A 22,949-nucleotide genomic window follows, 5' to 3' on the forward strand; every position below is an offset into this window, starting at 1 on the left:
ACGCTTGGACTGAGAAGGGGGAGGCCTCGCGGCCTCCCCCTTTTTCGTTTGGGCGTTGTAAACTTAAAGCCCCTACGGCTTAATTGTCTTTTCTATTTGAAGAAAATAAAACGAATGACCAGCGCGATTGCCGCGATGGCAATGATCAAGAGCGCGATTTGGAGCCGGTGCTGTTTGCGTCGTCTGCTAGACGATATAAATATCGATTTTCCTTGCTTCGGCGTCTCTAAATAGCGGGCAGAATGCGTTAGGGTCTGCTTAGGGCGAGGCTCTCTTCGTTGTTGCTTAGCGGGTGTTTGGGCCTGCTCCTGGTTGCATGCGCTGTTTTTGGATAAGGGGGCATCTTTGAGATACGCCGATTCGCTCGGTGCGACGCCCATATGTTTGCGACCTGATTGAGATTCTTCAAGGGTTTGATAACGATTGCGAGTTACATATTCAGGCTCTGTATCGTCAATAGGCTCTTGGGAAATATGGGGACGATGGTAGCGTATGGTCTGCGGATAGGTTGATTTATCGTTCTGCATCTGATCATACGAATTGTCGGAGGCTTGATCGTCCATGATGCCCTTAGGTTGTCATTAATATTGTGTATACGCTCATTGTAAGCCCCAGCTTTGTTTAGCTAGGGCACATTTGGTATTTAAGGCACGGTTCAAAGAACCTTGACCTCATTAAACCTTAGTCATACAGACTTAGATATGCTTATAGATAGAGACTCAAAAAACTTTATATCAAAATGTATATATAAGAAATGGATGGGCATATATTAAAGCGTCAAAAGAAGCCCCTGCCACCTAGAAGATGGCTCGGCAGTCCCTTAAAGGAGTGGTAGTCATGGCAAGCATGGTTCCTTATCGTTCGGTTTTTGGTGTTCGTCCCTCTGCTAGCTCGTTGTTCGATCTGTTTGATGATATGACCGATCTGGCAAACAACTCGATCGCCTCCAAGGCGTTTCCCGTTGATGTTGAGGACAAGGGCGACGGTTACGAGGTTAAGGCCTATTTGACTGGCGTCGCGAAGGACGACATCGACGTTGAGCTCAATGAGGGTCGTCTTTCCATTAGCGTGAATGTTGAGGAGAGCGAAGAGAACAAGGACAAGAACTACCTGCAGAAGGAGTTTTGCTCTTACAGCGCGACGCGCGGTGTGTACCTGAAGGATGCTTCGAGCGAGGGCCTTTCTGCAAAGTATGCTGACGGCATCCTTACTGTTACGGTTCCTAAGATTGTCGAGAAGAAGAATGTTACGAAGATTTTCATCGATTAACGTTATCGGCCATTAACATCGGTGCCTGAGCTAAGGGGGCTGGGAAGCGATTCCCGGCCCCCTTTTCTATTTGAGACAGCCTACTGAATATTTGAGACGGCCTACTGAATATTTGAGACGGCCTACTGAATGGTCATGGGCCGATATTGCCCGGCGGGACGTATTGTGAGTTTATGTGGCCCCTCAACGCGGGTGGCGGTGCTACCAAGCTCGTTGTCGAGTGTTGCCCCAAGTGAGCTTGCGTAGCTTTTGACGGTAAGGCTTGGGCGATTGTTGTCTTGGCTAATGTGCATCGCGATAAGCTGCTCGGTGCGATCGGTTACCAGCGCGCGTGCGGCATCGGCGGCCTGATCGTTGGAGAGATGCCCTTTTGCAGACAGGATGCGTTCCTGAAGAAAGCGAGGATAGTCTCCTTGACGCAGCATGGCAACATCGTGGTTGCTTTCGAGCGCGAGAACGCGACAGTCCCTGAGCGTATCGATGGCATGCTTCGACAACTCGCCGGTGTCGGTGGCAAAGCCAACCGAATCACCCTGGGCATCAAAACGGTAGCCGACAGGATTGACAACGTCGTGCGATGTCGAATACGTTTGAATGTGGACCCCGGCAATAGAGAGGGCGTCACCTGGGTCGAATTCCTCAACAGACAGATGTGCAAGGCTTTCCTTTGATGCGAGCGTGCCCCTGCTGGAAAAGACCGGTCCGTTCCAATGTTTGCACCACACCTCAAGCCCCTTAATGTGGTCGCTGTGCTCATGGGTGACAACAAGGGCGGACACGTCGTCTGCCGAAAGGCCGAGCTCAGCCATGCGTTTGAGTGTTTCGCGGCGGGACAGTCCGTCATCGACCATGATGAGCCCCTGCGGGCCCTCGATGAGTGCGCAGTTGCCTTTAGAGCCGCTGCCGAGGATATGAAGGTGCAGGCGAGACATAAGATTCCAAAGGATACAATGAGTGCTGACGAATAGAGGAGGAAGCGAATGCCAACGGTATCACAGCATTACGGACACCATGCCGTACCCGGGGCAGTCGATGAGACCCGGACGAGGCGGCAGGCTGCTCCTGTGGTGCTCATGGTATCAGGCGGTGCGGACTCGACGGCACTGCTTCTTATGGCGTGCACATCAAAGCTGGATATCCAAGATGGACGCGGCGTTGCCCCCATTGCTCGCGAGCGCCTACATGTGCTTCATGTAAACCATCACCTGCGAGGCAAGGCGTCCGACGGCGACGAGGCCTTTGTGCGCGAGCTCTGCGCACAATATGGCTTGCCGCTGTGCGTGGAGCACGCCTATTTTGATGGGGAGTCGGGCAATATCGAGGCGGCTGCGCGCGAGGTGCGTTATGCCGCGGCGCGAAGGTATGTTCGCGAGCTTTGTGCCAAGATGGGGGCGCCGAGAACGGCGGCGCGCATCTGTACTGCCCATACCTCTTCAGACCGCGCGGAAACATTTTTGATGAACGCCATTAAGGGGTCGGGCCCTGCTGGGCTCTCGAGCATTCCCCGCCGAAGGAATATTGTGGTACGCCCCTTGCTCGACCTAACTCATGGCGAGCTTGTGGGCTATCTGCAGGTGCATGGTCAGCCGTGGCGCGAGGACGAGACCAACGAAGATATCTCGTATCTGCGAAACTACGTTCGCCACCGGGTAATGCCAGTGCTGGCGCAGCGTAATGCGAGCGTGTGCAAGACGATTGGTGCCGCCTGTGAGATCTTGGGTGATGAGGATGCGTTTCTATCCCAGTTGTCGGCACAGGCGTTTCGAAGCTGCCTGCGCAAAGAGGCAGCGGGCGCGCTGGTGCTTGATGCCAGACGCCTTGCTGCGGCCGAGGTGGTAATCGCGCGGCGCATCGTGCGACTGGCGATTAAACGCATCGATCCGGACGCTCGCCCAGAGATGCGCCATGTGGAGCGAGTCCTCTCCTGTGTTGCCGAGGGTGCGGGTTCGGTTACGCTTCCGGCGGGGATTGACGCACGTGTTGAGTTTGGCATGCTGGCGTTTAAGGCACCGGCGGCTCGTGAGGGCTTGGTTGCGGACTGGATTACCATACCCGGCCGTATGTCGTTGGGCGGGGGACGTATGCTGGTCACAGAAGCGATAGCCGTTGAGCCGGGATGCGATATCGTGCGCCGCGCCCGTGAGCTTGCGGCTGCTGGGGAAGTGGCAGCTTTGGTGGACGCGGCTGCCCTGGGTTTTGCCAACAGCGATAGCGAGCGGATCTTGGCGGGCTCGCGCGGCGAGGTTCCTGCCGAGGGGCGATTGGCGCGCCTGTGGGTGGACGGTCCCGCACCGGGAGACGTGATGTGCCCGTTAGGCATGAGTGGCCGAAGCAAGAAGGTATCCGACTTGTTGTGCGAGGCCCGTATTCCCGTTTCCGAGCGCACCGGCGTGCCCATGGTAAGGACGGCACCGGGGGGTGTCGTGGTGTGGGTCGCCGGAGTTCGCGCGGACGAACGCTTTAAGTGCACGGCGGCGACGCGTGTGGCCTATCTGCTTCGCGTGGTTGACGCGGATTAGCCCCTCGCACCAGTTTTTCTGTGCGGCGTTGACGGTATTCCCGCGCTGATGGTGCACGGGCTGGAAAATATACCCCGTGCGCTGCTAGAATGTGTAGTTCGCGTCCATACGGCGGTGTGTGGGCGATTAAGCACAAGAAAGGGTTGTCATGGCTTCTCAACATCCGGATATCGAGAAGGTTCTGTTTACGCAGGAGGATATCGACGGTATCGTCTCTCGCCTGGGCGAGGAGATTACGCGCGACTACGCGGGTAAGGATCTGGTGCTGATTGCGGTCTTGCGCGGCGCTGTGGTCTTTATGGGCGACCTGATGCGCAAGATCGAGCTGCCGACCAATATCGATTTCATGGCCGTTTCGAGCTATGGCGACGGTGTGAAGTCCTCGGGCATCGTGCGTATCATCAAAGACCTTGATATCGATATCCGCGGTCGTGACGTGCTGATCGTTGAAGACATTCTGGACTCGGGCCTGACGCTCAAGTATCTGATGAAGAACCTTGAGAGCCGCAAGCCCGCTTCTCTGGAGGTCGCCGCCTTCCTGTGGAAGGACGTTGAGGACCGCATCTCGGCCATTACGCCCAAGTATGTTGGAACCCATTGCCCCGATGCCTTTGTGGTGGGCTACGGCCTCGACTATGCCGAGCGCTATCGCAACCTTCCGTATCTGGGCATTTTGAAACCGGAGGTTTATTCGTAAGATGCCCGACGACCGTAACGACTACAATTCCCAGACACCCCGGGACCCTAAGATTCCGGGGATGCCCGGAGGCAAGAAACCCACACGTACGGGCTGGCTGTATTTTCTTTTGGCTTGCGCACTTCTGGGCTATGCCTTCTTTAATATGGGTTCCGGCTTTGCCAGCTCCAGCAATACCGTTAAGCTCGCGACGAGCGAGATGGTGAGCGCCATCAAGCAGGATCGCGTCGAAGATCTGACCTATACGGTTCAGGACGGAAGTGTGACGGGTCATTACTGGAAGGCGAAAAAGGACAAGGGCGACACGAGTGAGCTCAAGAGCTTTTCCTCGACCTATGTCGGCTCCGATTCGCTTGCCGAGCTCATGGCGGAGCATCCCGACACTAAGTACATCGTCAACACCAACGACCCCGATTTTTGGGGCGACTTGGCGATGAGCGTACTGCCGACGATTGCCCTGATCGCCATCATGTTCTACTTTATGCGCCAGATGATGGGCGCCAATAATAGGAACATGCAGTTTGGCAAGACCAACGCCAAGACCAACGAGGCTACGCGTCCCAAGGTCAAGTTCGAAGACGTTGCCGGCGTGGACGAGGCTGTTGAGGAGCTCGAAGAGATTCGCGATTTCTTGAGCGATCCGGACCGTTATCGCAAGCTGGGTGCCAAGATCCCGCGCGGCGTTTTGCTGGTGGGCCCTCCGGGTACCGGTAAGACGTTACTGGCCAAGGCCGTTGCCGGAGAGGCCGGTGTCCCGTTCTTTAGCATCTCGGGCTCTGACTTTGTCGAGATGTTCGTGGGCGTCGGCGCCAGCCGCGTGCGCGACCTCTTTAAGGAGGCCAAGTCTCAGGCTCCGTCGATCATCTTCATTGACGAGATCGATGCCGTGGGACGTCAGCGCGGAGCCGGTCTGGGCGGCGGTCACGACGAGCGCGAGCAGACGCTCAACCAGCTGCTGGTCGAAATGGACGGTTTTGAGGAAAGCGAATCGGTCATCCTGATCGCCGCGACCAACCGCCCCGATATTCTGGATCCGGCATTGCTGCGCCCCGGTCGTTTTGACCGCCAGGTTACGGTCGACCGCCCGGATGTGAAGGGGCGCGAGCAGATCTTGCGCGTGCATGCCGAGAACAAGCCAATGGATGAGGACGTTAAGTTTGAGAAGCTCGCCCAGATGACCGTTGGCTTTACCGGTGCCGACCTGGCAAACCTGCTCAACGAGTCCGCGCTGCTTGCCGCTCGCCGTCATCGCTCCGTGATCTCGATGGACGAGGTCGAAGAATCGATGGAGCGCGTGATTGCAGGACCGCAGCGCAAGGGGCGCGTGATGACCGAAGCCGAGCGCACCACGATTGCCTACCACGAGAGCGGTCATGCTCTGGTGGGTCACATCCTGGAGCACTCCGATCCGGTTCACAAGATTTCGATTGTCAGCCGCGGTCAGGCTCTGGGCTATACGCTGCAGCTTCCGCAGGAGGATCACTTCCTCAAGACCAAGAACGAGATGCTCGACGAGCTTGCCGTGTTCTTGGGCGGTCGCGTTGCCGAGGAGCTCATGTGCGATGACATTACATCGGGCGCGAGCAACGATCTGGAGCGCGCGACCAAGATGGCGCGCGAGATGGTTACGCGTTTTGGCATGAGCGAGGAGCTGGGCACGCAAGTGTTTGGCGAGGCGCAGCATCAGGTGTTCCTTGGTCGCGATTATGCCGATCACCAGGATTACTCCGAGGAGACGGCGCGCCGCATCGATATCGAGGTTCAGCGCATCATGCGTGAGGCCCATCGCCGTGCTGTTGAGATTTTGGATGCCCGTCGCGATCAGCTCGATCTGATGGCGAAGGTGCTGCTTGAGCGCGAGACCGTCGAAGGCGACGCCGTGAACGCCCTGCTTGACAACGACTGGGATGCCTACCTTGAGCGCGAGGGCGACATTCTGGCAGCCAAGGAGGAGCGCAACGCCAAGGCGGGCGGCGTGCCGACCAAAAAGCGCATGCCTCGTATGAGCGAGGAGGAGCTGGCAGCTGATGCCGCAGCTTTTGCGCAGGCGGCCATGCAGGAAGATGCCGAAGTCGCATCCGATAGCGCTGACGATGTCGAGGCTGCTGACACAAAAAAGGCCGATGGCGACACCGAGGCCGACGAGTAGTCTTTGTCGCGAGAGCCTCCGCGGGGAAACCTGCGGAGGCTTTTTCTTTTGAGCGATATGGGGCCATCTGTTGATTGGGGACAGACTTAAATGAGCGTTTTCACGCATTTAAGTCTGTCCCCAATTAACATTGCTGCGGTACTTTGCTTGACTAAAGCGTACAATACCGCCTATGCGAAAGGGGAACAGATGATCAACGAAACCATGTTTGCTCGCGGCGCGGAAAGCTCTATCATCCGCGAGATCTTTAGCTATGGACTTGAACGCAAGGCACAGATCGGTGCGGAGAACGTATTCGATTTTTCGCTGGGCAACCCGAGTGTTCCGGCGCCCGCTGCCGTGGCGGAGTCCATCAAAAAGGCCTTGGAGCTGCCGAGCGACCAACTGCACGGATACACGCCCGCACCAGGCCTGCCGCAATGTCGTGTCGCTGTGGCCGAGTCGCTCAACCGTCGTTTTGGCACGAGCTATGAGGGTAAAGATGTCTTTATGACCGTGGGTGCGGCGGCTTCGCTCACCTGCACGCTCAACGCTGTTACCAATCCCGGTGACGAGGTCATTGTTATCGCCCCGTACTTTCCGGAGTATCGCGTGTGGATTGAGAAGGCCGGCTGTACGTGTGTCGAGGCACCCGCCGATGAAGACACGTTCCAGCTGAGTGTGGGCAACGTGCTCAAGGCGATTACTGATAAGACGGCGGCCGTCATTATCGACTCGCCCAACAACCCGACCGGTGCCGTATATACGCGTGACACGCTGACGCGACTGGCCAATATTCTGCGCGAGGTCAATGCCAAGCGTGATCCCGAGAATCCGATTATGCTCATCTCGGATGAGCCGTACCGCGAGATCGTGTACGGTGCCGAGGTACCCTGGGTACCCTCAATCTACGAGAACACCGTCGTGTGCTATTCGTATTCCAAGTCGCTGTCGCTGCCGGGTGAGCGTGTGGGCTGGATCTTGGTTCCCAACACCAATCCGCAGGCTGCTCGCCTTATGCCGGCCGTCGCCGGTGCCGCCCGTACACTGGGTTTTGTGTGCGCACCGGCGCTCTTCCAGCGCGTGATTATCGACTGCATCGATGAGCCGAGTGATGTCGAAGCCTATGCTCGCAACCGAACGGCGCTCACCGACGCATTGGCGGAGTACGGCTACACCTACGTTGAGCCGGACGGCGCTTTCTATCTGTGGGTGAAGGCGCTCGAGCCCGACGCAAACGCTTTTTGCGAGCGTGCAAAGAAGTACGAGTTGCTCGCGGTGCCTTCGGATAGCTTTGGCATGCCGGGTTGGTTCCGCTTGGGTTATTGCGTGAGTTACGAAACGATTATCAATTCGCTACCCGCTTGGAAACAGTTGGCGGACGAGTATCGTTAAAAGCAGAGCGCTCTGCCTACAATGTTTTACGTGAAACGGGGTTTGGTGTTAAACCGGACCCCGTTGTCATGGACGTTGTGTCTTTGGGATGGAGCGGTTTTACGACTATCGAAGGCTATGCGTACAATGAATATACGCGACGGCCATACCAGATAAGGAGACCTGATGCCCTACCTGCTTTCCTGTGACATTCATACCCATACGATGTTCTCTGCGCATGCATATTCGACCATTGAGGAGAATGTGTACTGGGCGGCAGAGCGTGGCCTGCAGGTTCTTGGATCTGCCGACCATCTGAGCTCTATGGTTACGGCTTGCCCCAATGACCTGCGCAGTTACCAGTTCTTTATCAACCAGGATATATGGCCGCGCATTTGGAGCGGCGTGTTGGTGCTGCGTGGCGCCGAGGCCGATATCGTTTCGCTGGACGGAAGCCTGTTTGGCGAGGACACTCCTGTCACGCTCGATATTGCCGGCGATTCGTACAGCCGTCAGCATTCGCTGTTCGATCGGGTTACGCGTAATTTGGATTATTTGGTTGCAAGCGTGCATAATCCGCAGTTCGCTGAAGGCGCGACGCTGGCCCAGACGACCGAGATGTATATCAATGCTCTGGAGCACCCCAAGGTGTTTATGCTGGGGCATACGGGTCGATCGGGCGTGCCGTTCGATATCGACGAGGTGTTGCTTGCTGCTAAGGCTAAGCACAAGATCATCGAGATCAACAATCACAGTCTTGAGCATGGCGCGGATGCCGAGCATTGGGACGTGTGCCGCAAGATTGCCGAGCGGTGCGCCGAGCTGGGCGTGGGAATTGGCGTCTCGACCGATGCGCACATTGGTATGGCAATTGGTAAGCTCGACCAAGCGCGCAAGATGCTCGACGAGATTCACTTTCCGCTGGATTTGATCGTGACACGCGACCGCGAGACGCTACTGCGCGAGATGGCGGCAGCCGGCGTGTGTGACCTGCGCAAGAGGATGTAGCGGAGTTCATAAACCAAGTAAGGGGGCGGCCCAGACGGGTCGCCCCCTTCTTGTACCGGTGGATTAGCGGCGCTCGAGGACCGCTACAGTTTCGGTGTGGTCGGTATGGGGGAACATGTCGACGGGCGTGATCTTGAGCAGGCGATAGCCACCGTCGAGGAGCTGGTGCAGGTCACGCTCTTGGGTCACAGGGTTGCAGCTGATATAGGTGATGCGGCGAGGTCTAAGCGCGCAGGCGGCTTCGAGGAACTCGGGGGTAGAGCCGGCACGCGGCGGATCGATGGAAAGGACGGTGACGCGCTCGTTGTTGTCGGCGGCATCTAGGATGTAGTCGGTGGCATCGTCGGCCATAAACCAGGCGCTGCGGGTAAGACCGTTGAGCTCGGCGTTGCGGCGTGCGTCGGCAATGCCCGCCGGGTTGCGCTCCACGCCAAGTAACATGATACCGATGCCCTTGTTCTGAGCTTCTTTAGCTGCGCAAAGACCGATGGTGCCGCTGCCGCAGTAGGCATCCATGAGAACATCGCCCTGGTGCAGATCCATACCGTCGATAGCGAGCTGGTAGAGCAGCTCGGTCTGCTGCGGGTTGGTCTGGTAGAACGCGGTGGGGGAGATATCAAACTCGCAGCCGAGTAGCTGGTCGCGCATGCATTCAGCGCCATACACGATGTGGGTTTCCTCACCCAGGATGGCGTTGCCAGGGCGTCCGTTGATGTTTTGGGCGACGGTGACGATACGCGGATCGAGTGCGGCGATGGCCTCAAAGAATTCCTGCGCATGCGGCAGGTCGCGCTGGGCGGTAACGAGGGTGATCATGATCTGGTCGGTGCGCCAGCCGCAGCGAACGACGGCATAGCGAAGCAGGCCCAGATGCTTGTCCTCGTTAAAGGCGGGAATGTGCAGGCGCTCGGCCTCACGCGCAATGCCGTTAAGAATCTGACGGGCTCCCGGTGCCTCGACGGGGCATTCGGGAACAGCGACGATTCTGTGCGTGCCGCGCTCAAAAAAGCCGCAGCGGACAGCGCCGCCTTTGCCGGGGGCAAAGGGAGTGGCGGCCTTATGGCGAAAACCACGCGGCGCAGGATATTTGCCCGGGTCGCCCAGGGTAACGTCCATACCGCGAATGGGGTCGACGGCTATGCCCTCACGCTCGCAAAGAGCAGCAAAAAGTTCTTCCATGGCAGCCTGCTTGGCCGCCAGCTGCTTCTTATAAGGCCTGTTGAGCGCCGTGCATCCACCGCAAGCTTTCATGATGGAACAGGGCGACTTGGGATCAACGGCCTTATGAGCGGACCGGGACGACTCATTATGCGAGCGCTTGGAACGAGCTTGAGGCGCCTTATCCTCGCCCCGACAAAAGCTGGGGCGCTTGGCCTTAGCCTTGCCATTGGCTTGCCTGCCCTTCGCATCCTGAGACGACTTGGATTTCTTGGAAGATTTTTTCTCCTCCGACCCCTCAGCCGCCTCGATCAAAGCACGACGAGCCTTACGCTCCGCACGAGATTCTGCCATGAAGTAACCCCACTAATTTATAAATTGAAATCTGAAAGCATTGTACCGTGCCAAGCTAGCAGACGATATACAAGCGTCCACTTCACGTTAGTGATAAGTCCAACGACGTTTGCCCGGCGCGGGCGGGGAGCGGCGCGTAATTAAGTTTATCGCGAGTTCCGCACGCAAAGGAAAGCACTTAATGTGCTTTCCGTCTTGCGCAGGACTGTAGAGCAGGAAACTTAATTACGCGCCGCTCCCCGCCCGCGCCGGGCAACTTCTCCCTTGTACTCTATCAAGGTAAAGTGTATGATTCTGAACGTTACATGACTCACTTTACTTAGCTAAAGTGCCATCAAGGGGGAATACCATGAATACCGATATGTCTCGTCGTCAGTTTGTTGGTCTAGCCGGCTCGCTCGCCACGGTGCTTGGCCTTGGTCTTGTCGGCTGCGGCGGTGGTGCCGACAAGGGTTCCACTGCCGGCTCTGCCGCGGCAAAGGACGCCAAGGGCGTTGTGGAGTCTAAGAAGCTCGTGGTGGGCTTTGACAAGTCCTATCCTCCGTATGGCTTTGTGGGCGACGATGGCGAGTACACCGGCTTTGATCTCGATTTGGCCAAGGCAGTTGCCGATAAGCAGGGCTGGGAGGTCAAGTACGAGGCCATCGACTGGGACGCCAAGGATACGCTGCTCAACTCGGGCGCCATCAACTGCATCTGGAACGGCTTTACCATGGAGGGCCGCGAGGACGACTACACGTTCTCCGAGCCGTACATGCTCAATGAGCAGGTGCTGGTGGTCAAGAAGGATGCGGGCATCAAGAGTTGGGACGACCTTGCCGGCAAGACCGTGATTACCCAGACCGATTCTGCCGCACAGGATGTGCTAGAAGGTGACCAGAAGGATCTGGCGGCGACGTTTGCCACGCTCGATACCATCGGCGAGTACAACACGGCTTTTATGCAGCTCGAGAGCGGCGCGGTCGATGCGGTGGCTTGCGACCTTTCGATCGCCCAGTATCAGCTTGCCGCCAAGCCCGATGCCTATACGCAACTTGACAAGCCGCTGTCCAGCGAGCACTACGCCGTTGGCTTTAAAAAGGGCGACACCAAGTCGGCCGACGCCGTGACCGAGTCGCTCAAGGCGCTCTATGAGGACGGTACAGTCAAGGACCTGTGCGACAAGTATGCGAGCTACGGTCTATCCTTCGACAACTGGGTTTTGAAATAGCCACAGCACCCAACCTTGCGGCTCCAACCCTCCTCGCGTACCAAAGTACGCTTCGTCGGGCTTGTCGCTCGCAATCTTGGGCACTGTGCCTATTTCAATTAACACCTGCTGTTCTGTTGCTGTGAAAGAGAGCTTGGGTTGTCTATTCAGGTCATGATGCAGATGCTTGGCCAGGGTTTCTTGGTCAGTTTGCAGTTGTTTGTGCTCACGCTGTTGGGCTCGATTCCCTTGGGAATTCCCGTGGCGTTTATGCGTATGAGCAGAATCGCGCCGCTGCGTTGGATTGCGCGCATCTACATTTCGGTCATGCGCGGTACGCCGCTCATGCTGCAGATGTTTGCCATCTACTTTGCTCCGTATTATGTCTTTGGTATTTCGCTCACGCCCGATTCCAAGTGGACAGCGTGCGTCGTGGCATTCATCATCAACTATGCCGGCTACTTTGCCGAGATCTATCGCTCGGGTTTGCAGTCTATCCCGCGTGGTCAATATGAGGCCGCCGAGGTGCTGGGTTACTCACACCTGCAGACGTTTTTGTACATTGTGATGCCGCAGGTCGCTAAGCGCATTTTGCCGGCGATGGGCAACGAGATCATCACACTGGTCAAGGACACGTCGCTGGCGTTTGCCATCGGCGTGGGGGAGATGTTCTCGACGGCCAAGGCACTGGTTGCCTCGCAAGTGAGCATGGTGCCGTTTGCGATTGCGGCACTGATCTACTGGGTCTTTAACTTTGTGGTCGAGATGCTGCTGGGCGCCGCCGAAAAGCGACTTGACTACTACCACGACTAGCCTGTTCCGTCGTGCTTTTCAAACACATGGAGGTTCCCGTGTCCGGAACGGTAATGAATATAACGAGCGCGCGCAAGGCGTTTGGTGGCAATGAGGTGCTCAAGGATATCTCGCTCGAGGTAAAGCGCGGCGAGGTCGTGGCGATTATCGGACCTTCGGGCGGCGGTAAGTCAACGCTGTTGCGCTGCGCAACGCTGCTCGAGACGCTTGACGGCGGCTCGCTTTCGTTTGGTGATCTAGCCGTTGCGACGGATGCGGGATCGGGCACGGTGTATGCGAAAGGCGATGTGCCCAAGCAGGCGCGCTCGCGTTTTGGCCTGGTGTTTCAGAACTACAATTTGTTCCCGCACTATACCGTGATGAAAAACATTACCGACGCTCCGATCCGCGTGCTCAAGCGCCCACGCGAGCAGGTCGAAGCACGTGCGCGTGAGTTGATCGCGCAGATGGGGCTTACGGGCAACGAGAACAAGGTGCCATGCGAGCTTTCGGGCGGTCAGCAGCAACGTGTGAGTATTGCGCGCGCCTTGGCGCTCGATCCAGAGATCTTGTTCTTCGATGAGCCGACCTCGGCACTCGATCCCGAGTTAACGGCCGAGGTGCTGCGCGTCATTAAAGACCTTGCCGCGCAGAATATGACGATGGTGATCGTGACCCATGCGATGCAGTTTGCGCGCGATGTTGCCGATCGCGTGGTCTTTATGGACGGCGGTCGCATTGTCGAGGAGGGTCCTGCCGAGCAGGTTATCGGCCATCCGCGCGAACGGCGCACGCGCGAGTTCCTGAGCCGTATCGAGGGCTAGGCTCAAGTAGACATTGAGGCGAAGCCGCTGCAGGTCTTATGGCCTGCGGCGGTTTTTATTTGCGCCGATGGGGCTTAATAACCGCCTCAGGCGTTTGCCCCCTCCTCTCGCCGCCCGTATTCATACGTGCGCCGAAAGGTGTGCATGGGCAGTCGCCCGCGAGGGTAGGGTGGTGGCATAGGACATTTGGAGGGTGAGCCGGATCGGCTGCCGACCATGCTGCTCCCGGGACGGCATCGACCGCGAACTCTCCCCGTTGGCGTCGCGCATTGCGCGCGGCCCTGCAAGGAGGTCATCATGGGTGCTCCCAAGACCGGTAACGTAAGGAACGTGGTGCTCGTAGGCCAAGGTGGGGTGGGCAAGACTTCACTCGCCGAGGCCATGCTCCACCTTTCCGGCAAGACCGCCCGCCTGGGCGGCCACGACGGCACCAAGCCCACGCTCGACTATGACCCCGAAGAGGTCAAGCGTGCGTTTTCCATCTCGACGACCATTGCGCCGATCGACTGGAAGGGTGCGCGCATCAATGTGCTCGATGCCCCGTGCTACCCCGATTTTATCGGCGACGCCTTTGCCGCGATGAGCGTCTGCGAGACGGCTCTGTTTGTGGTCGACGCCGAGGCCGGCCCGCAGCCTACGACGGTTAAGCTCTGGTATGCCGCCGAGGACCTGCGTCTGGCGCGTGCGGTGTTCGTAAACCGCCTGTCGCGCTCCGAGGCCAGCTTTGCGACCACGATGGACCTGCTGCAGGAGCGCTTTGGCACGCGCCTGGGCGCCGTGACCCTTCCCTGGGGCGAGGGCGAGGACTTTGACGGCATCATCGACCTGGTGCGCATGAAGGCGCGCCATTGCAACGGCGCCGAAGCCGTTGAGTCGGAGATTCCCGAGGAGTATCGTGCCCAGGCCGAGGAGGCCCATGACCATCTGTGCGAGCTGGTGTCCGAGGCTGACGACGAACTGATGATGAAGTACTTGGAAGGCGAGGAGACGCTGACGCAGGAGGAGCTTGAAGGCCTGCTGTCGAAGGCGATCGCCGAGCGCATCTTTGTGCCGGTCTTTGCGGGCGATTGCATCAAGGAGCAGGGCGTCAACTCGCTGATGGACGACATCGCCACGTACTTCCCGGCGCCGACGGACTACGGTGAGATGCCGCTCATCGACGGTGATTCGCTCAAGATTTCGAGCGATGATGACCGCCCGGTGGCGTTTGTGTTTAAGACCCTGGCCGATCCTCAGCAGGGTCGCATCAGCTTCATCAAGGTGCTGACGGGTACGCTTGAGCCGGGCCTTGAGCTGATCAACGCGCGCACCCGCAAGAGCGATCGTCTGGCTCACCTGTATGTGATGTGCGGCCGCGACATGACCGAGGTCGGTCACGCCTATGCCGGCGATATCATCGTGGCACCCAAGCTGGCGGCCGAGACGGGCGATACGCTCTCGATTACCGGCAAGGTCGAGGCTGCGGCGTTTAAGTTCCCCAACTCGCAGTACCGCATCGCCATCGAGGCCGAGAATCGCGGCGACGAAGAGAAGCTCTACACGTTTATCGAGAAGGCATGCAAGGCCGATCCGACCATGAGCATCGACCGCGACGAGGAGACCGGCCAGACCATCATTTCGGCGGTGGGCGAGGCGCAGGTTTCGGTCCTGCTCAATCGTCTTGAGGACCGTACCAAGGTCGCGGCCAAGAGCGTGCCGATTCGCATCCCATATCGCGAGACCATTCGCCGCACGGCAACTGCCCAGGGCCGCCACAAGAAGCAGACCGGCGGCGCCGGCCAGTATGGTGACTGCTGGCTGCGCGTAGAGCCGCTCATTGGGCCCGACGGTACGAGCGACGGCTATGAGTTTGTGGACGAGGTCGTAGGCGGCCGCATTCCGCGCTCGCTCATTCCCGCCGTGGACAAGGGCGTTCAGGAGACCATGAAGGACGGCATCATTGCCGGCTACCCGCTTACGGGCATTCGCGTGGCTGTGTACGATGGCTCGTATCACAGCGTCGACTCCAACGAGATGGCGTTCCGCGCGGCGGCTCGCATCGGCCTGCGCAAGGCATGCGCCGACGCCGACCCGGTGGTGCTGGAGCCCATCGAGGAAATCACGGTGACTATTCCCGAGAGCTACGCCGGCGCCGTGATGGGCGACATCTCGGCATCGCGCGGTCGCGTGACGGGTATGGAGACCGATGAGCGCGGAGACACCGTGGTCATCGCTCAGGCGCCTCTCGCCGAGCTGACGGATTACTCGACGCGTCTGCGCTCCATCACGCGCGGCACGGGCGACTTTACCATGAAGCCTGCGGGCTATGAGCAGGTGCCTTATGACGTTCAGGCCAAGCTGGTCGAGCGCTATGAGGAGGGCCGTGCCAAGTAGCGTTGGGCGTTGTCTGTAACATACATGCCGATGCAAGGGCCGCTCTGGGCAATCCAGGCGGCCCTTTTTGATCCCTGGGGGATGGAGGAAAACGGTCCATTTAGGTTTTGGGGCAGCTTGGCCGGCCCTAGTCTCCCGAGGCCTGATTGCGGCCGGTAGCGTAGTCGATCTGCACATGCGGCTGCAGGTTGTAGCAATATACGTGGAAGCAGAGGGCCTTGCCGTGGTCCTCGACCGATTGTGCCTCAAGACGCACGCCACGGCAGACGAGTTCCTCTTCGTTGTACATGGGCGTGACACGGTAGAGCACATGGTTGCCCGTCTCGCGGATGTAGCCGAGAATCTGCTCCTCAAATGGCAGCATGCCCGTTTCGTTGAGATAACGCGTGCCGGTGAGGAGATTCTTGCGGTTGGCGTTTTCGCCGCAGAGCGACCAGGCGATGAGGTGACAGCGGTTGTAGAGGCTCTGGCCCGGAATAAAGTCGTAGCGCTGCTGGCGCCATCCGGCGGGATGGATACGCGAGATATCGCCGCGCTCGCCTTGACCGAGCGATTCGGGGCCCACGCAAGCGAGCGCTTTGCGGGTGCGGCCCAGGCTGTCGAGCTTGGAGAACTTCTTAAAGCAACCTTCTTCTGTAGCGCGCTCGTATTCATCGAGCGTGAATGATGGTGTGCCCAACGGGTGCGTGCTGTCGGCTCGCAGGGCAACATAGGGGTTGCCCGCGTAGTCGGGAATGCTGCTGAGGTATACGCCGCGGGCGCGGTCGAGATTGGGGTTTTCGACCTCGTCGATGGGGGTGGCGGCGCTGTCCGCGGAAACGTCATCACCGGTGTCGGGTGCGGCGGAATGTGGCTTGTCGCTAGAGTTCGGGCTGTTTTGGGAGTCTGTGGAGTTTGCCGTTCCCGATTCGAGTCGGGCAACCAGGTCTGCCTCGTCGTCGGTGCGGCTGGGACTCTCGTCTTGCTTCTCGGCCAGAGCCGCCGCCTGTTCATCACTTTGCGGCGAGAGCAGTCTGGGCGCCCCGTCGAGCGATCCCGTAAACAGCGCAAACCCCAGCACCACAGCGGTGCCGATAGAAAGTGCTTGCTTGTAGGCGGACTTGCGCGACATGGTGACTCCTGGACGGACGGTTGGGAGTCTACCAGTCTAGCAGGAGCCGGCAGGGGCCGTTCTGTCGAACAAATACTTAAGATTTGGGACAAACGCTACGGATTCATTTGCCTCATATGGAGCTGCGGCGGTTGTGAATGTGGGGCTATTCGGCGTTTCCCCAGATAAAACCTGCCAAAATAAACCTGTCCCTTTTTGGCAGGTTACTGGTTCATATTGCCGTGGATGTAGGGGGTGACTTCGGGGGAGATGTGGGCGCAGCCCAGCTCGCGCAGCGCGGACTCGATGGCGGCGGGCAGCGGGGTCTTGCCCTCGGCATTGACGGTAGCACCGCCGAGGGCGGCAATCTTGGTGATATCTGCGGGAACGGCTTCGATATGCATGCAGCCGCCGACCAAGCGCGCGCGAACCTGCGACAGACCAAGATCGTGCAGGTAGTCCTCGCAGGCGCGGATTAAATCGACCTTTTCGCGCGTAAGTTTCTCGCCCGTGGGGACGCGCGTGGCAAGACAGGCTCCCGCCGGCAGGTTCCAAACGGGATAGCCCCATGCGCGCAGCAGCTCGCGCTCTTCGTCCTTGGTAAAGCCGACCTCCATAAGAGGGGAGCGTACGCCGAGTTCTTTGGCAGCGCGCATGCCGGGACGGTAGTCACCGCGATCGCTTGCATTGCTGCCATCGATGACGGTGGGAAAGCCGAGCGACTTAGCGTGGTTGACGATGGCGGTAAAGCCGGCGTGCTTGCAGTGGTAGCAACGGTTGGCGTCGTTGCAGGCTACTTGGGGGAGCTGCAGCTGATCGACCGAAAGATTGAGCACGGGGAGCTTAAAATGCGGTCCCTCATTGGTTTGCCTTTCAACGGATCGCTCAAACGAGGTCTGTTCGGGCGTGCCGATGAGCGGCGTGGTGAGGTGAACGAGAAGCGTGCTGGCAGGCATGATGCGGGCGCAGACCGCGGCCAAAAAGCTGCTGTCGACGCCACCGGAAAAGCCGATGGCGACGCGTCCGTATGCCAAAAGCAGCTGTTCGAGCGCCGCGAGTTTGTCCTGAAGCTCCTTTGCAGGTGCGATAGTGTCTGAAAGCATAAAACAATCCTTACCATTGAGTACTCGGTCGAAAACTATAATCCTATCGGACTGCTCGTCATATGACTTCTGCCTATGTAACGATAGTGCAATATGCTATATACGTTATATACAAGTTTGTAAAGTGCGCTAGAGTGGCCGTAATGCAATCCGGTGAGGGGACCGATATGATCAAGACTGTAATTTTTGACATGGACGGAACGCTGGTCGATACCGAGCGTTTGGGCATCAAGGCATGGAAGGCGGGCGCTGCCGAGCTGGGGGTCGCGATTGATGATGCGCTGATCCATCAGTTTATCGGCCGCACGCTGCCCGATGTCATGGACATCCTTGAGGCGCGTTACGGCAGCGGAGAAACCGCTGAGGCGATCTATCATCGCCACAAGGAGATTCGCGACGAGATGGTCAAGACCGACCTGGAGCTTAAGGCCGGCGCCGCTGAGTGCCTAGACGAGCTGCTGGCTGCGGGCTATCACGTGGGCCTTGCGACGTCGTCACGCCGCGTCGCGGCCGAGCGCAATCTTAAGACGGTCGGCCTCTTTGACAAGTTTGAGACGGTGACCTGCGGCGAGGACGTCGTGCACGGCAAGCCCGACCCCGAGATGTATCTGCTTGCCTGCGAGCGCGCGGGCTTTGCCCCCGAGGAATGCGCCGTGGTCGAGGATTCGCGCAACGGCTGCGTCTCTGGCATCACGGCCGGCTGCCATGTCTTTGCCGTTCCTGACATTGTTCCGCTGCCGCAGGACGTGGTGGATGGCTGTGAGGCCGTGCTCGACACGTTGTTCGACCTGGCGGCGGCAGTCGTCAAGGCCGTGCGTTAGACAATTGCGGCGTTGAAACGAGCAATTGCCCACGTTTGCGCTTAAGCAAAAGGGGCCCGGCAATGGTCGGGCCCCTTTTGCTTAAGCGGTGACTTAGCATACTTGCGGGCGTGCTATAGATACACGCCGAGGTTGATGGCCGTGGCGTCGGTCTGGCTGCTTGCCTGGGTGCTGGCGCGCTCCAGCAGGAACGGCCGCACGAGTTCTTGGCGGTTGATGTCCTCGGCGGCTGTGACCTCGGTGACGGTGCGTGCGGCGGAGCCGATACGGACGCGTTTGGTTTTTGTCGGTGCCTTGTTCTCGATTTGCTCCACGAGCAGCTGCACGCCCTTGCGGCCAATTTCGTAACCCGGCGGTGCCACTGTGGTGAGAGGGACCGACCCGCTCCATGCAAGCGGGTTGCCGTCGCAGCCGGCCACGCGAACTTGCTTGGGGACGGAGATGCCTTTGTCGATCAACGCCAAGATAACACCCGAGGCCAATACGTCGGTTAGGCCGATGACAAAATCGGGACGCTCATCGGTGGAACGCTCGGCAATTTGAGTGCCGATACTGTAGCCGTCGGCAGCGGTATTCCATTCTCCGGCGTCAATGACCTCAATTTTGATATCGGGATGAAGGGCGAGGGCCTTGTGAATGCCAAGCACGCGCAGGGTGAGCTGCATAAATGCCGCTCTGCCCACAACGGTGATATGGCGTGCGCCGCGGGCAATGGCGAGCTCGGCGATAATGCGCCCCTGTGCCTCGTTATCGGCGGCCACGTAGTAACCGGGCTCGGAACAGTGGATGTCCAGATGGACAATCGGCACGGGCATCTTGGTCATGGCGGGGTGCCAATCGGGGGATGCCATGGGCTGAACCATGACACCGGACATCTGCGTGCCCATAAAGTAGCGCAGGTAATGGTCTTCGAGAATATCGTCGTTATCGGCGTTAGCGATAAGCAGGTCGTAACCGTGCTTGCGGGCCTCGTTATGGGCGCCGCTGGCAATTTGGAGCGAGAAGCCGTGGTCGAGACGGGGGAGGACCAGGCCAAAGGACTTGGCGGTGCCTCCTGCGAGCTGACGGGCGCTTTGGTTGGGCAGGTAGCCAAGGCGATTGATGGTCTCGTTGATGAGTTTGAGGGTCTCGGGGCGCAGCTTTTCGGGATGGTTGAGCGCGTTGGATACCGTGCCCAGCGAGACCCCTGCCTCGCGCGCGACGTCGCTGATTTTTACCTTTGCCATAGCGGCCCCTTTGATGCGTTTCAAGTACAAGCCAGATTGTAGCATCGCCCGTCCCTAGGGTGTCAAAACCTGCCAATTAGGGACAGGTTTATTTTGGCAGGTTTTATCTGGGGAAACGCTATTGCCAACGCGACCACCACGAAGGGGACAGGCACCTTTGTGGCGGTTTGGACCGGCTGAACGTGTGTGCATCGGGTGGTATCTAAGTTGAGATACCACTTCTGGTATATCAGCTTGCGCTTGCGTGAGTACAATACTCGAACGTTATACGTCTCAGCGCCCCTTGTGCGTGGACGTTTTGCAGTCACGCGAGCGAAGGGATTTATCCTATGTGCGGAATTGTCGGCTACACCGGCTCTGATATTGCAAAGAACATCCTTGTCACGGGCCTTAAGCGTATGGAATATCGCGGCTATGACTCCTCGGGCGTCGCACTCGAAGTGGGCGAGGGCACGGCGGCTCACCTCGACGTCATTCGCCGCGTGGGCAAGGTCGCGGGCCTGGAGAGCGAACTTACCAATGTCGACAGCGACGCCACCTGCGGCATCGGCCACACCCGCTGGGCTACCCACGGCAAGCCCTCCGTTGTCAACGCCCATCCCCACACCAGCTGCGACGGTCGCATCGCCATCGTCCACAACGGCATCATCGAGAACTTCGCCGAGCTGCGTGAGGAGCTGGAGGGCCGCGGCCATCACTTTAAGAGCGAGACCGACACCGAGGTCTTTGCGCACTTGATCGAAGAGGCCTATGCCGAGACACACGACCTGATGGCTTCTGTGCGCGAGGCCTGCACCCACGTGGTGGGCGCCTATGGTTTGGCCGCCGTTTCTGCCGATGAGCCCGGCGTGATCGCCGTGGCCCGCAAGGACTCCCCGATTGTGGTCGGTGTCGGCGAAACCGGCTCCTACGTTGCCTCCGACGTGATCGCGCTTATCGATGCCACCCGCGATGTCGTGGTGCTCGAAGACGGTCAGTTTGCCAAGCTTACGCCCGCAGGCGTCGAGTATACCGACGAGGCTGGCAACGTGATTGAGCCCAAGCTTACCCATATCGACTGGGACCTGGATATGGCCGAAAAGGGCGGTTATCCCGACTTTATGCTTAAGGAGATCCATGAGCAGCCTCGCGTCGTGCGTGATACCCTGGTGGGCCGCATGACCCCCGCCGGTGAGCTCGATATCGACGAGCTGGGCCTTTCGCTCGAGGAGCTCAACGATATCGACCGCGTGTATGTGATTGCCTGCGGCACCAGCTACCATGCCGGACTTATCGCCAAGAACCTTATTGAGGGTTGGGCTCGTATTCCTACCGAGGTCGAGGCGGCAAGCGAGTTCCGCTATCGCAACCCCATCATCACGCCGACGACGCTTGTCGTGGCCGTGTCCCAGTCGGGCGAGACGGCCGACACCCTTGCCGCCATTCGCGATGCACGCATCAAGGGCGCCAAGGTCTTTGGCATCACCAACGTGCTGGGCAGCCCGGTGGCGCGCGAGAGCGACGGCGTTATCTACACCAAGGCCAACAAGGAGATTGCAGTTGCCTCGACCAAGAGCTTCATCGGTCAGGTCGTGAGCCTTACGCTTTTGGCCCTGCTGCTGGCGCAGGTTAAGTACCGTCTGACCACCAAGCAGGCGCGCATGCTGTTCCGCGAGCTTTCCGATACGGCCGAGCAGATCCAGTGGATCCTGGATACGCAGACCGAGGCCGTGCACGAGGCCGCGCTTGTCTGCAAGGACGCGCAGTCTGCATTGTTCGTGGGTCGCGGCATGGGCGCCGCCATTTCCTACGAGGGCGCGCTCAAGCTCAAGGAGGTCAGCTACCTGCATGCCGAGGCATATGCTGCCGGCGAGATGAAGCACGGCCCTATCGCGCTGATCGACCCGGGTTTCCCCGTTATCGCGGTTGCAACCAAAAGCGCAACATACGACAAGACGGTGTCGAACCTCATGGAGTGCAAGGCGCGCGGCGCCAAGGTCATCGTCGTTGCTACCGAGGGCGACGAGGAAATCAACAAGATCGCCGACTGCATCATTCGCGTGCCGGCCGTCCGTGACGTATTCAGCCCCATCACGGCGAGCGTTCCGCTGCAGCTGCTCGCCCGCGAGGTTGCCATCCTGCGCGGTTGCGACGTTGACCAGCCCCGCAACCTGGCCAAGAGTGTCACAGTAGAGTAATCGAGTTCCTACGTCCTAACAACTAAGGCCCGGCTTCGTTGCAGCGGAGCCGGGCCTTGTTGCATTTGCGCAGATAAAACCTGCCAAAATAAACCTGTCCCTTTTTGGCAGGTTAGCGGAGCTTGCTGGTCTCGAAGTACTCGGGATATTGGTCCAGGACCTCGGTCTGGTTGCGGAACATCATATGCAGGTGCTTGCTGACCAAAAAGCTTGCCTCGATAGGATCGCGACCGGCGATGGCGCGGCGGATTTGCTTGTGCTCGTTAACAATCTCCTGATTGTCGAGCGCCTGCGTAGCGGCGCGCAGCCAGCGGAAGCGCTCCAGGTCGGCATTGGTCGCCTCGAGCCACGACCACACGGTGCTGCGGCACGCGATGCTAAAGATCATGCGGTGCATGAGGTTGTCGCTTAAAAAGAAGCCGATGCGGTCCTCTTCGGCCATGGCTTTTTCCTGCAGCGCGATGGCTCGGTCGAGCTGCTCGATGCCTACCGAGGTGGCACGGGCGCAGCACTCCACAATCACCTGCTTTTCCAGGTGCTCGCGAATGTAGCAGGCACTCTCGGCAAGGGTGAGGTTGATGGGCGAGACATAGGTGCCGCTTTGGGGCACGGTGCGCACTAGGCCCTCTTGCGCCAGACGAACCAGTGCCTCGCGCACAGGGGTGCGCCCCATATCTAGGTCGTCACAAAGCTGCTTGACGCCCAACTTTTCGCCCGGCTTGTAGTCCAGGTAGACTATTTTGCGTCGAATGGTGTGGTAGGACTGGTCCTGTAGGCTCGTTTCCTGCTCGCCGACGTGCATCGATTCTTCCATAGTGCCTCGCAACTGTTCTATCACACTCATATG

Annotated in this window: 19 protein-coding genes; 12 read left to right on the forward strand and 7 right to left on the reverse strand. The window is 58.8% G+C overall.

What is annotated here, in order from left to right:
* Positions 1–92: 92 nt before the first annotated feature.
* Entirely contained in the window at positions 93–563 is a 471-nt protein-coding gene (locus ACQRAJ_RS07525) for a hypothetical protein (RefSeq protein ID WP_154517745.1), read from the reverse strand.
* A gap of 274 nt (positions 564–837) precedes the next feature.
* On the opposite strand from ACQRAJ_RS07525, the gene ACQRAJ_RS07530 reads away from it, so the two are divergent.
* The gene (locus tag ACQRAJ_RS07530) at positions 838–1,269 is read left to right on the forward strand and encodes an Hsp20 family protein (RefSeq protein WP_427728790.1); all 432 of its coding nucleotides are present in this window, start codon (positions 838–840) and stop codon (positions 1,267–1,269) included.
* A gap of 122 nt (positions 1,270–1,391) precedes the next feature.
* Here ACQRAJ_RS07530 and ACQRAJ_RS07535 read toward each other — a convergent pair whose 3' ends face one another.
* The gene (locus ACQRAJ_RS07535) at positions 1,392–2,201 is read right to left on the reverse strand and encodes an MBL fold metallo-hydrolase (RefSeq protein ID WP_427728791.1); all 810 of its coding nucleotides are present in this window, start codon (positions 2,199–2,201) and stop codon (positions 1,392–1,394) included.
* Positions 2,202–2,249: 48 nt separating this feature from the next.
* On the opposite strand from ACQRAJ_RS07535, the gene tilS reads away from it, so the two are divergent.
* From tilS to ACQRAJ_RS07560, 5 genes are all read left to right on the forward strand, one after another.
* On the forward strand, positions 2,250–3,788 hold the full coding sequence (gene tilS / locus ACQRAJ_RS07540) for a tRNA lysidine(34) synthetase TilS (RefSeq protein ID WP_427748226.1): 1,539 nt from the start codon (positions 2,250–2,252) through the stop codon (positions 3,786–3,788).
* 148 nt (positions 3,789–3,936) lie between these two features.
* Positions 3,937–4,485: a hypoxanthine phosphoribosyltransferase gene (hpt, locus tag ACQRAJ_RS07545; RefSeq protein ID WP_154517754.1), complete on the forward strand. Its 549-nt coding sequence runs from the start codon at positions 3,937–3,939 to the stop codon at positions 4,483–4,485.
* 1 nt (position 4,486) lies between these two features.
* On the forward strand, positions 4,487–6,634 hold the full coding sequence (gene ftsH, locus ACQRAJ_RS07550; protein WP_427748228.1) for an ATP-dependent zinc metalloprotease FtsH: 2,148 nt from the start codon (positions 4,487–4,489) through the stop codon (positions 6,632–6,634).
* Positions 6,635–6,823: 189 nt separating this feature from the next.
* Positions 6,824–8,008, forward strand: a complete 1,185-nt coding sequence (locus ACQRAJ_RS07555; protein WP_427748229.1) for a pyridoxal phosphate-dependent aminotransferase — start codon at positions 6,824–6,826, stop codon at positions 8,006–8,008.
* 165 nt (positions 8,009–8,173) lie between these two features.
* A complete protein-coding gene (locus tag ACQRAJ_RS07560) occupies positions 8,174–8,995 on the forward strand; it encodes a phosphatase (RefSeq protein WP_154517764.1) in 822 nt (273 codons plus the stop codon).
* 63 nt (positions 8,996–9,058) lie between these two features.
* Here ACQRAJ_RS07560 and rlmD read toward each other — a convergent pair whose 3' ends face one another.
* Positions 9,059–10,507, reverse strand: coding sequence for a 23S rRNA (uracil(1939)-C(5))-methyltransferase RlmD (gene rlmD / locus ACQRAJ_RS07565; RefSeq protein WP_427748231.1), 1,449 nt, complete (start codon positions 10,505–10,507; stop codon positions 9,059–9,061).
* Between the two features lie 349 nt (positions 10,508–10,856).
* Between rlmD and ACQRAJ_RS07570 the strand changes: the two genes are divergently transcribed.
* The 4 genes from ACQRAJ_RS07570 (at position 10,857) to ACQRAJ_RS07585 (ending at position 15,685) form a co-directional block, all read left to right on the forward strand.
* A complete protein-coding gene (locus ACQRAJ_RS07570) occupies positions 10,857–11,717 on the forward strand; it encodes a transporter substrate-binding domain-containing protein (protein ID WP_427719754.1) in 861 nt (286 codons plus the stop codon).
* 138 nt (positions 11,718–11,855) lie between these two features.
* Positions 11,856–12,509 (forward strand): amino acid ABC transporter permease, encoded by a 654-nt coding sequence (locus tag ACQRAJ_RS07575; protein WP_427748232.1) that lies wholly within the window; start codon positions 11,856–11,858, stop codon positions 12,507–12,509.
* A 38-nt stretch (positions 12,510–12,547) separates the two neighbouring features.
* On the forward strand, positions 12,548–13,312 hold the full coding sequence (locus ACQRAJ_RS07580; protein ID WP_427719752.1) for an amino acid ABC transporter ATP-binding protein: 765 nt from the start codon (positions 12,548–12,550) through the stop codon (positions 13,310–13,312).
* 297 nt (positions 13,313–13,609) lie between these two features.
* Positions 13,610–15,685 carry an elongation factor G gene (locus ACQRAJ_RS07585; RefSeq protein ID WP_154517778.1) on the forward strand — a complete coding sequence of 692 codons (2,076 nt, stop codon included), beginning with the start codon at positions 13,610–13,612 and terminating at the stop codon, positions 15,683–15,685.
* A gap of 127 nt (positions 15,686–15,812) precedes the next feature.
* Here the strand turns inward: ACQRAJ_RS07585 and ACQRAJ_RS07590 are convergent, their stop codons facing one another.
* Positions 15,813–16,796 (reverse strand): DNA/RNA non-specific endonuclease, encoded by a 984-nt coding sequence (locus tag ACQRAJ_RS07590; RefSeq protein ID WP_427728804.1) that lies wholly within the window; start codon positions 16,794–16,796, stop codon positions 15,813–15,815.
* Positions 16,797–16,999: 203 nt separating this feature from the next.
* Positions 17,000–17,878, reverse strand: a complete 879-nt coding sequence (locus ACQRAJ_RS07595) for a hypothetical protein (RefSeq protein ID WP_427728806.1) — start codon at positions 17,876–17,878, stop codon at positions 17,000–17,002.
* Between the two features lie 167 nt (positions 17,879–18,045).
* Here ACQRAJ_RS07595 and ACQRAJ_RS07600 point away from each other — a divergent pair, with 167 nt between their 5' ends.
* Positions 18,046–18,699, forward strand: a complete 654-nt coding sequence (locus tag ACQRAJ_RS07600; protein ID WP_427728808.1) for an HAD family hydrolase — start codon at positions 18,046–18,048, stop codon at positions 18,697–18,699.
* A gap of 113 nt (positions 18,700–18,812) precedes the next feature.
* Here the strand turns inward: ACQRAJ_RS07600 and ACQRAJ_RS07605 are convergent, their stop codons facing one another.
* Entirely contained in the window at positions 18,813–19,925 is a 1,113-nt protein-coding gene (locus ACQRAJ_RS07605; RefSeq protein ID WP_427728810.1) for a LacI family DNA-binding transcriptional regulator, read from the reverse strand.
* 329 nt (positions 19,926–20,254) lie between these two features.
* Between ACQRAJ_RS07605 and glmS the strand changes: the two genes are divergently transcribed.
* Entirely contained in the window at positions 20,255–22,102 is a 1,848-nt protein-coding gene (gene glmS, locus ACQRAJ_RS07610; RefSeq protein ID WP_427728812.1) for a glutamine--fructose-6-phosphate transaminase (isomerizing), read from the forward strand.
* Positions 22,103–22,214: 112 nt separating this feature from the next.
* On the opposite strand, the gene ACQRAJ_RS07615 is transcribed toward glmS, so the two are convergent.
* Entirely contained in the window at positions 22,215–22,916 is a 702-nt protein-coding gene (locus ACQRAJ_RS07615; protein ID WP_427719781.1) for a GntR family transcriptional regulator, read from the reverse strand.
* Between the last annotated feature and the right edge of the window lie 33 nt (positions 22,917–22,949).

This window comes from Collinsella sp. SGI.184 (assembly GCF_050313415.1).
Taxonomy (GTDB): domain Bacteria; phylum Actinomycetota; class Coriobacteriia; order Coriobacteriales; family Coriobacteriaceae; genus Collinsella.

What these genes read in the sequence shown, in the direction of transcription:
- ACQRAJ_RS07595 (WP_427728806.1), bottom strand. Translation starts at nt 17,878, where the DNA reads ATGCTTTCAGACACTATCGCACCTGCAAAGGAGCTTCAGGACAAACTC.
- ACQRAJ_RS07585 (WP_154517778.1), top strand. Translation starts at nt 13,610, where the DNA reads ATGGGTGCTCCCAAGACCGGTAACGTAAGGAACGTGGTGCTCGTAGGC.
- rlmD (WP_427748231.1), bottom strand. Translation starts at nt 10,507, where the DNA reads ATGGCAGAATCTCGTGCGGAGCGTAAGGCTCGTCGTGCTTTGATCGAG.
- ftsH (WP_427748228.1), top strand. Translation starts at nt 4,487, where the DNA reads ATGCCCGACGACCGTAACGACTACAATTCCCAGACACCCCGGGACCCT.
- ACQRAJ_RS07570 (WP_427719754.1), top strand. Translation starts at nt 10,857, where the DNA reads ATGAATACCGATATGTCTCGTCGTCAGTTTGTTGGTCTAGCCGGCTCG.
- ACQRAJ_RS07590 (WP_427728804.1), bottom strand. Translation starts at nt 16,796, where the DNA reads ATGTCGCGCAAGTCCGCCTACAAGCAAGCACTTTCTATCGGCACCGCT.
- ACQRAJ_RS07555 (WP_427748229.1), top strand. Translation starts at nt 6,824, where the DNA reads ATGATCAACGAAACCATGTTTGCTCGCGGCGCGGAAAGCTCTATCATC.
- tilS (WP_427748226.1), top strand. Translation starts at nt 2,250, where the DNA reads ATGCCAACGGTATCACAGCATTACGGACACCATGCCGTACCCGGGGCA.
- ACQRAJ_RS07525 (WP_154517745.1), bottom strand. Translation starts at nt 563, where the DNA reads ATGGACGATCAAGCCTCCGACAATTCGTATGATCAGATGCAGAACGAT.
- ACQRAJ_RS07535 (WP_427728791.1), bottom strand. Translation starts at nt 2,201, where the DNA reads ATGTCTCGCCTGCACCTTCATATCCTCGGCAGCGGCTCTAAAGGCAAC.
- ACQRAJ_RS07560 (WP_154517764.1), top strand. Translation starts at nt 8,174, where the DNA reads ATGCCCTACCTGCTTTCCTGTGACATTCATACCCATACGATGTTCTCT.
- ACQRAJ_RS07615 (WP_427719781.1), bottom strand. Translation starts at nt 22,916, where the DNA reads ATGGAAGAATCGATGCACGTCGGCGAGCAGGAAACGAGCCTACAGGAC.
- ACQRAJ_RS07600 (WP_427728808.1), top strand. Translation starts at nt 18,046, where the DNA reads ATGATCAAGACTGTAATTTTTGACATGGACGGAACGCTGGTCGATACC.
- ACQRAJ_RS07605 (WP_427728810.1), bottom strand. Translation starts at nt 19,925, where the DNA reads ATGGCAAAGGTAAAAATCAGCGACGTCGCGCGCGAGGCAGGGGTCTCG.
- hpt (WP_154517754.1), top strand. Translation starts at nt 3,937, where the DNA reads ATGGCTTCTCAACATCCGGATATCGAGAAGGTTCTGTTTACGCAGGAG.
- ACQRAJ_RS07530 (WP_427728790.1), top strand. Translation starts at nt 838, where the DNA reads ATGGCAAGCATGGTTCCTTATCGTTCGGTTTTTGGTGTTCGTCCCTCT.
- glmS (WP_427728812.1), top strand. Translation starts at nt 20,255, where the DNA reads ATGTGCGGAATTGTCGGCTACACCGGCTCTGATATTGCAAAGAACATC.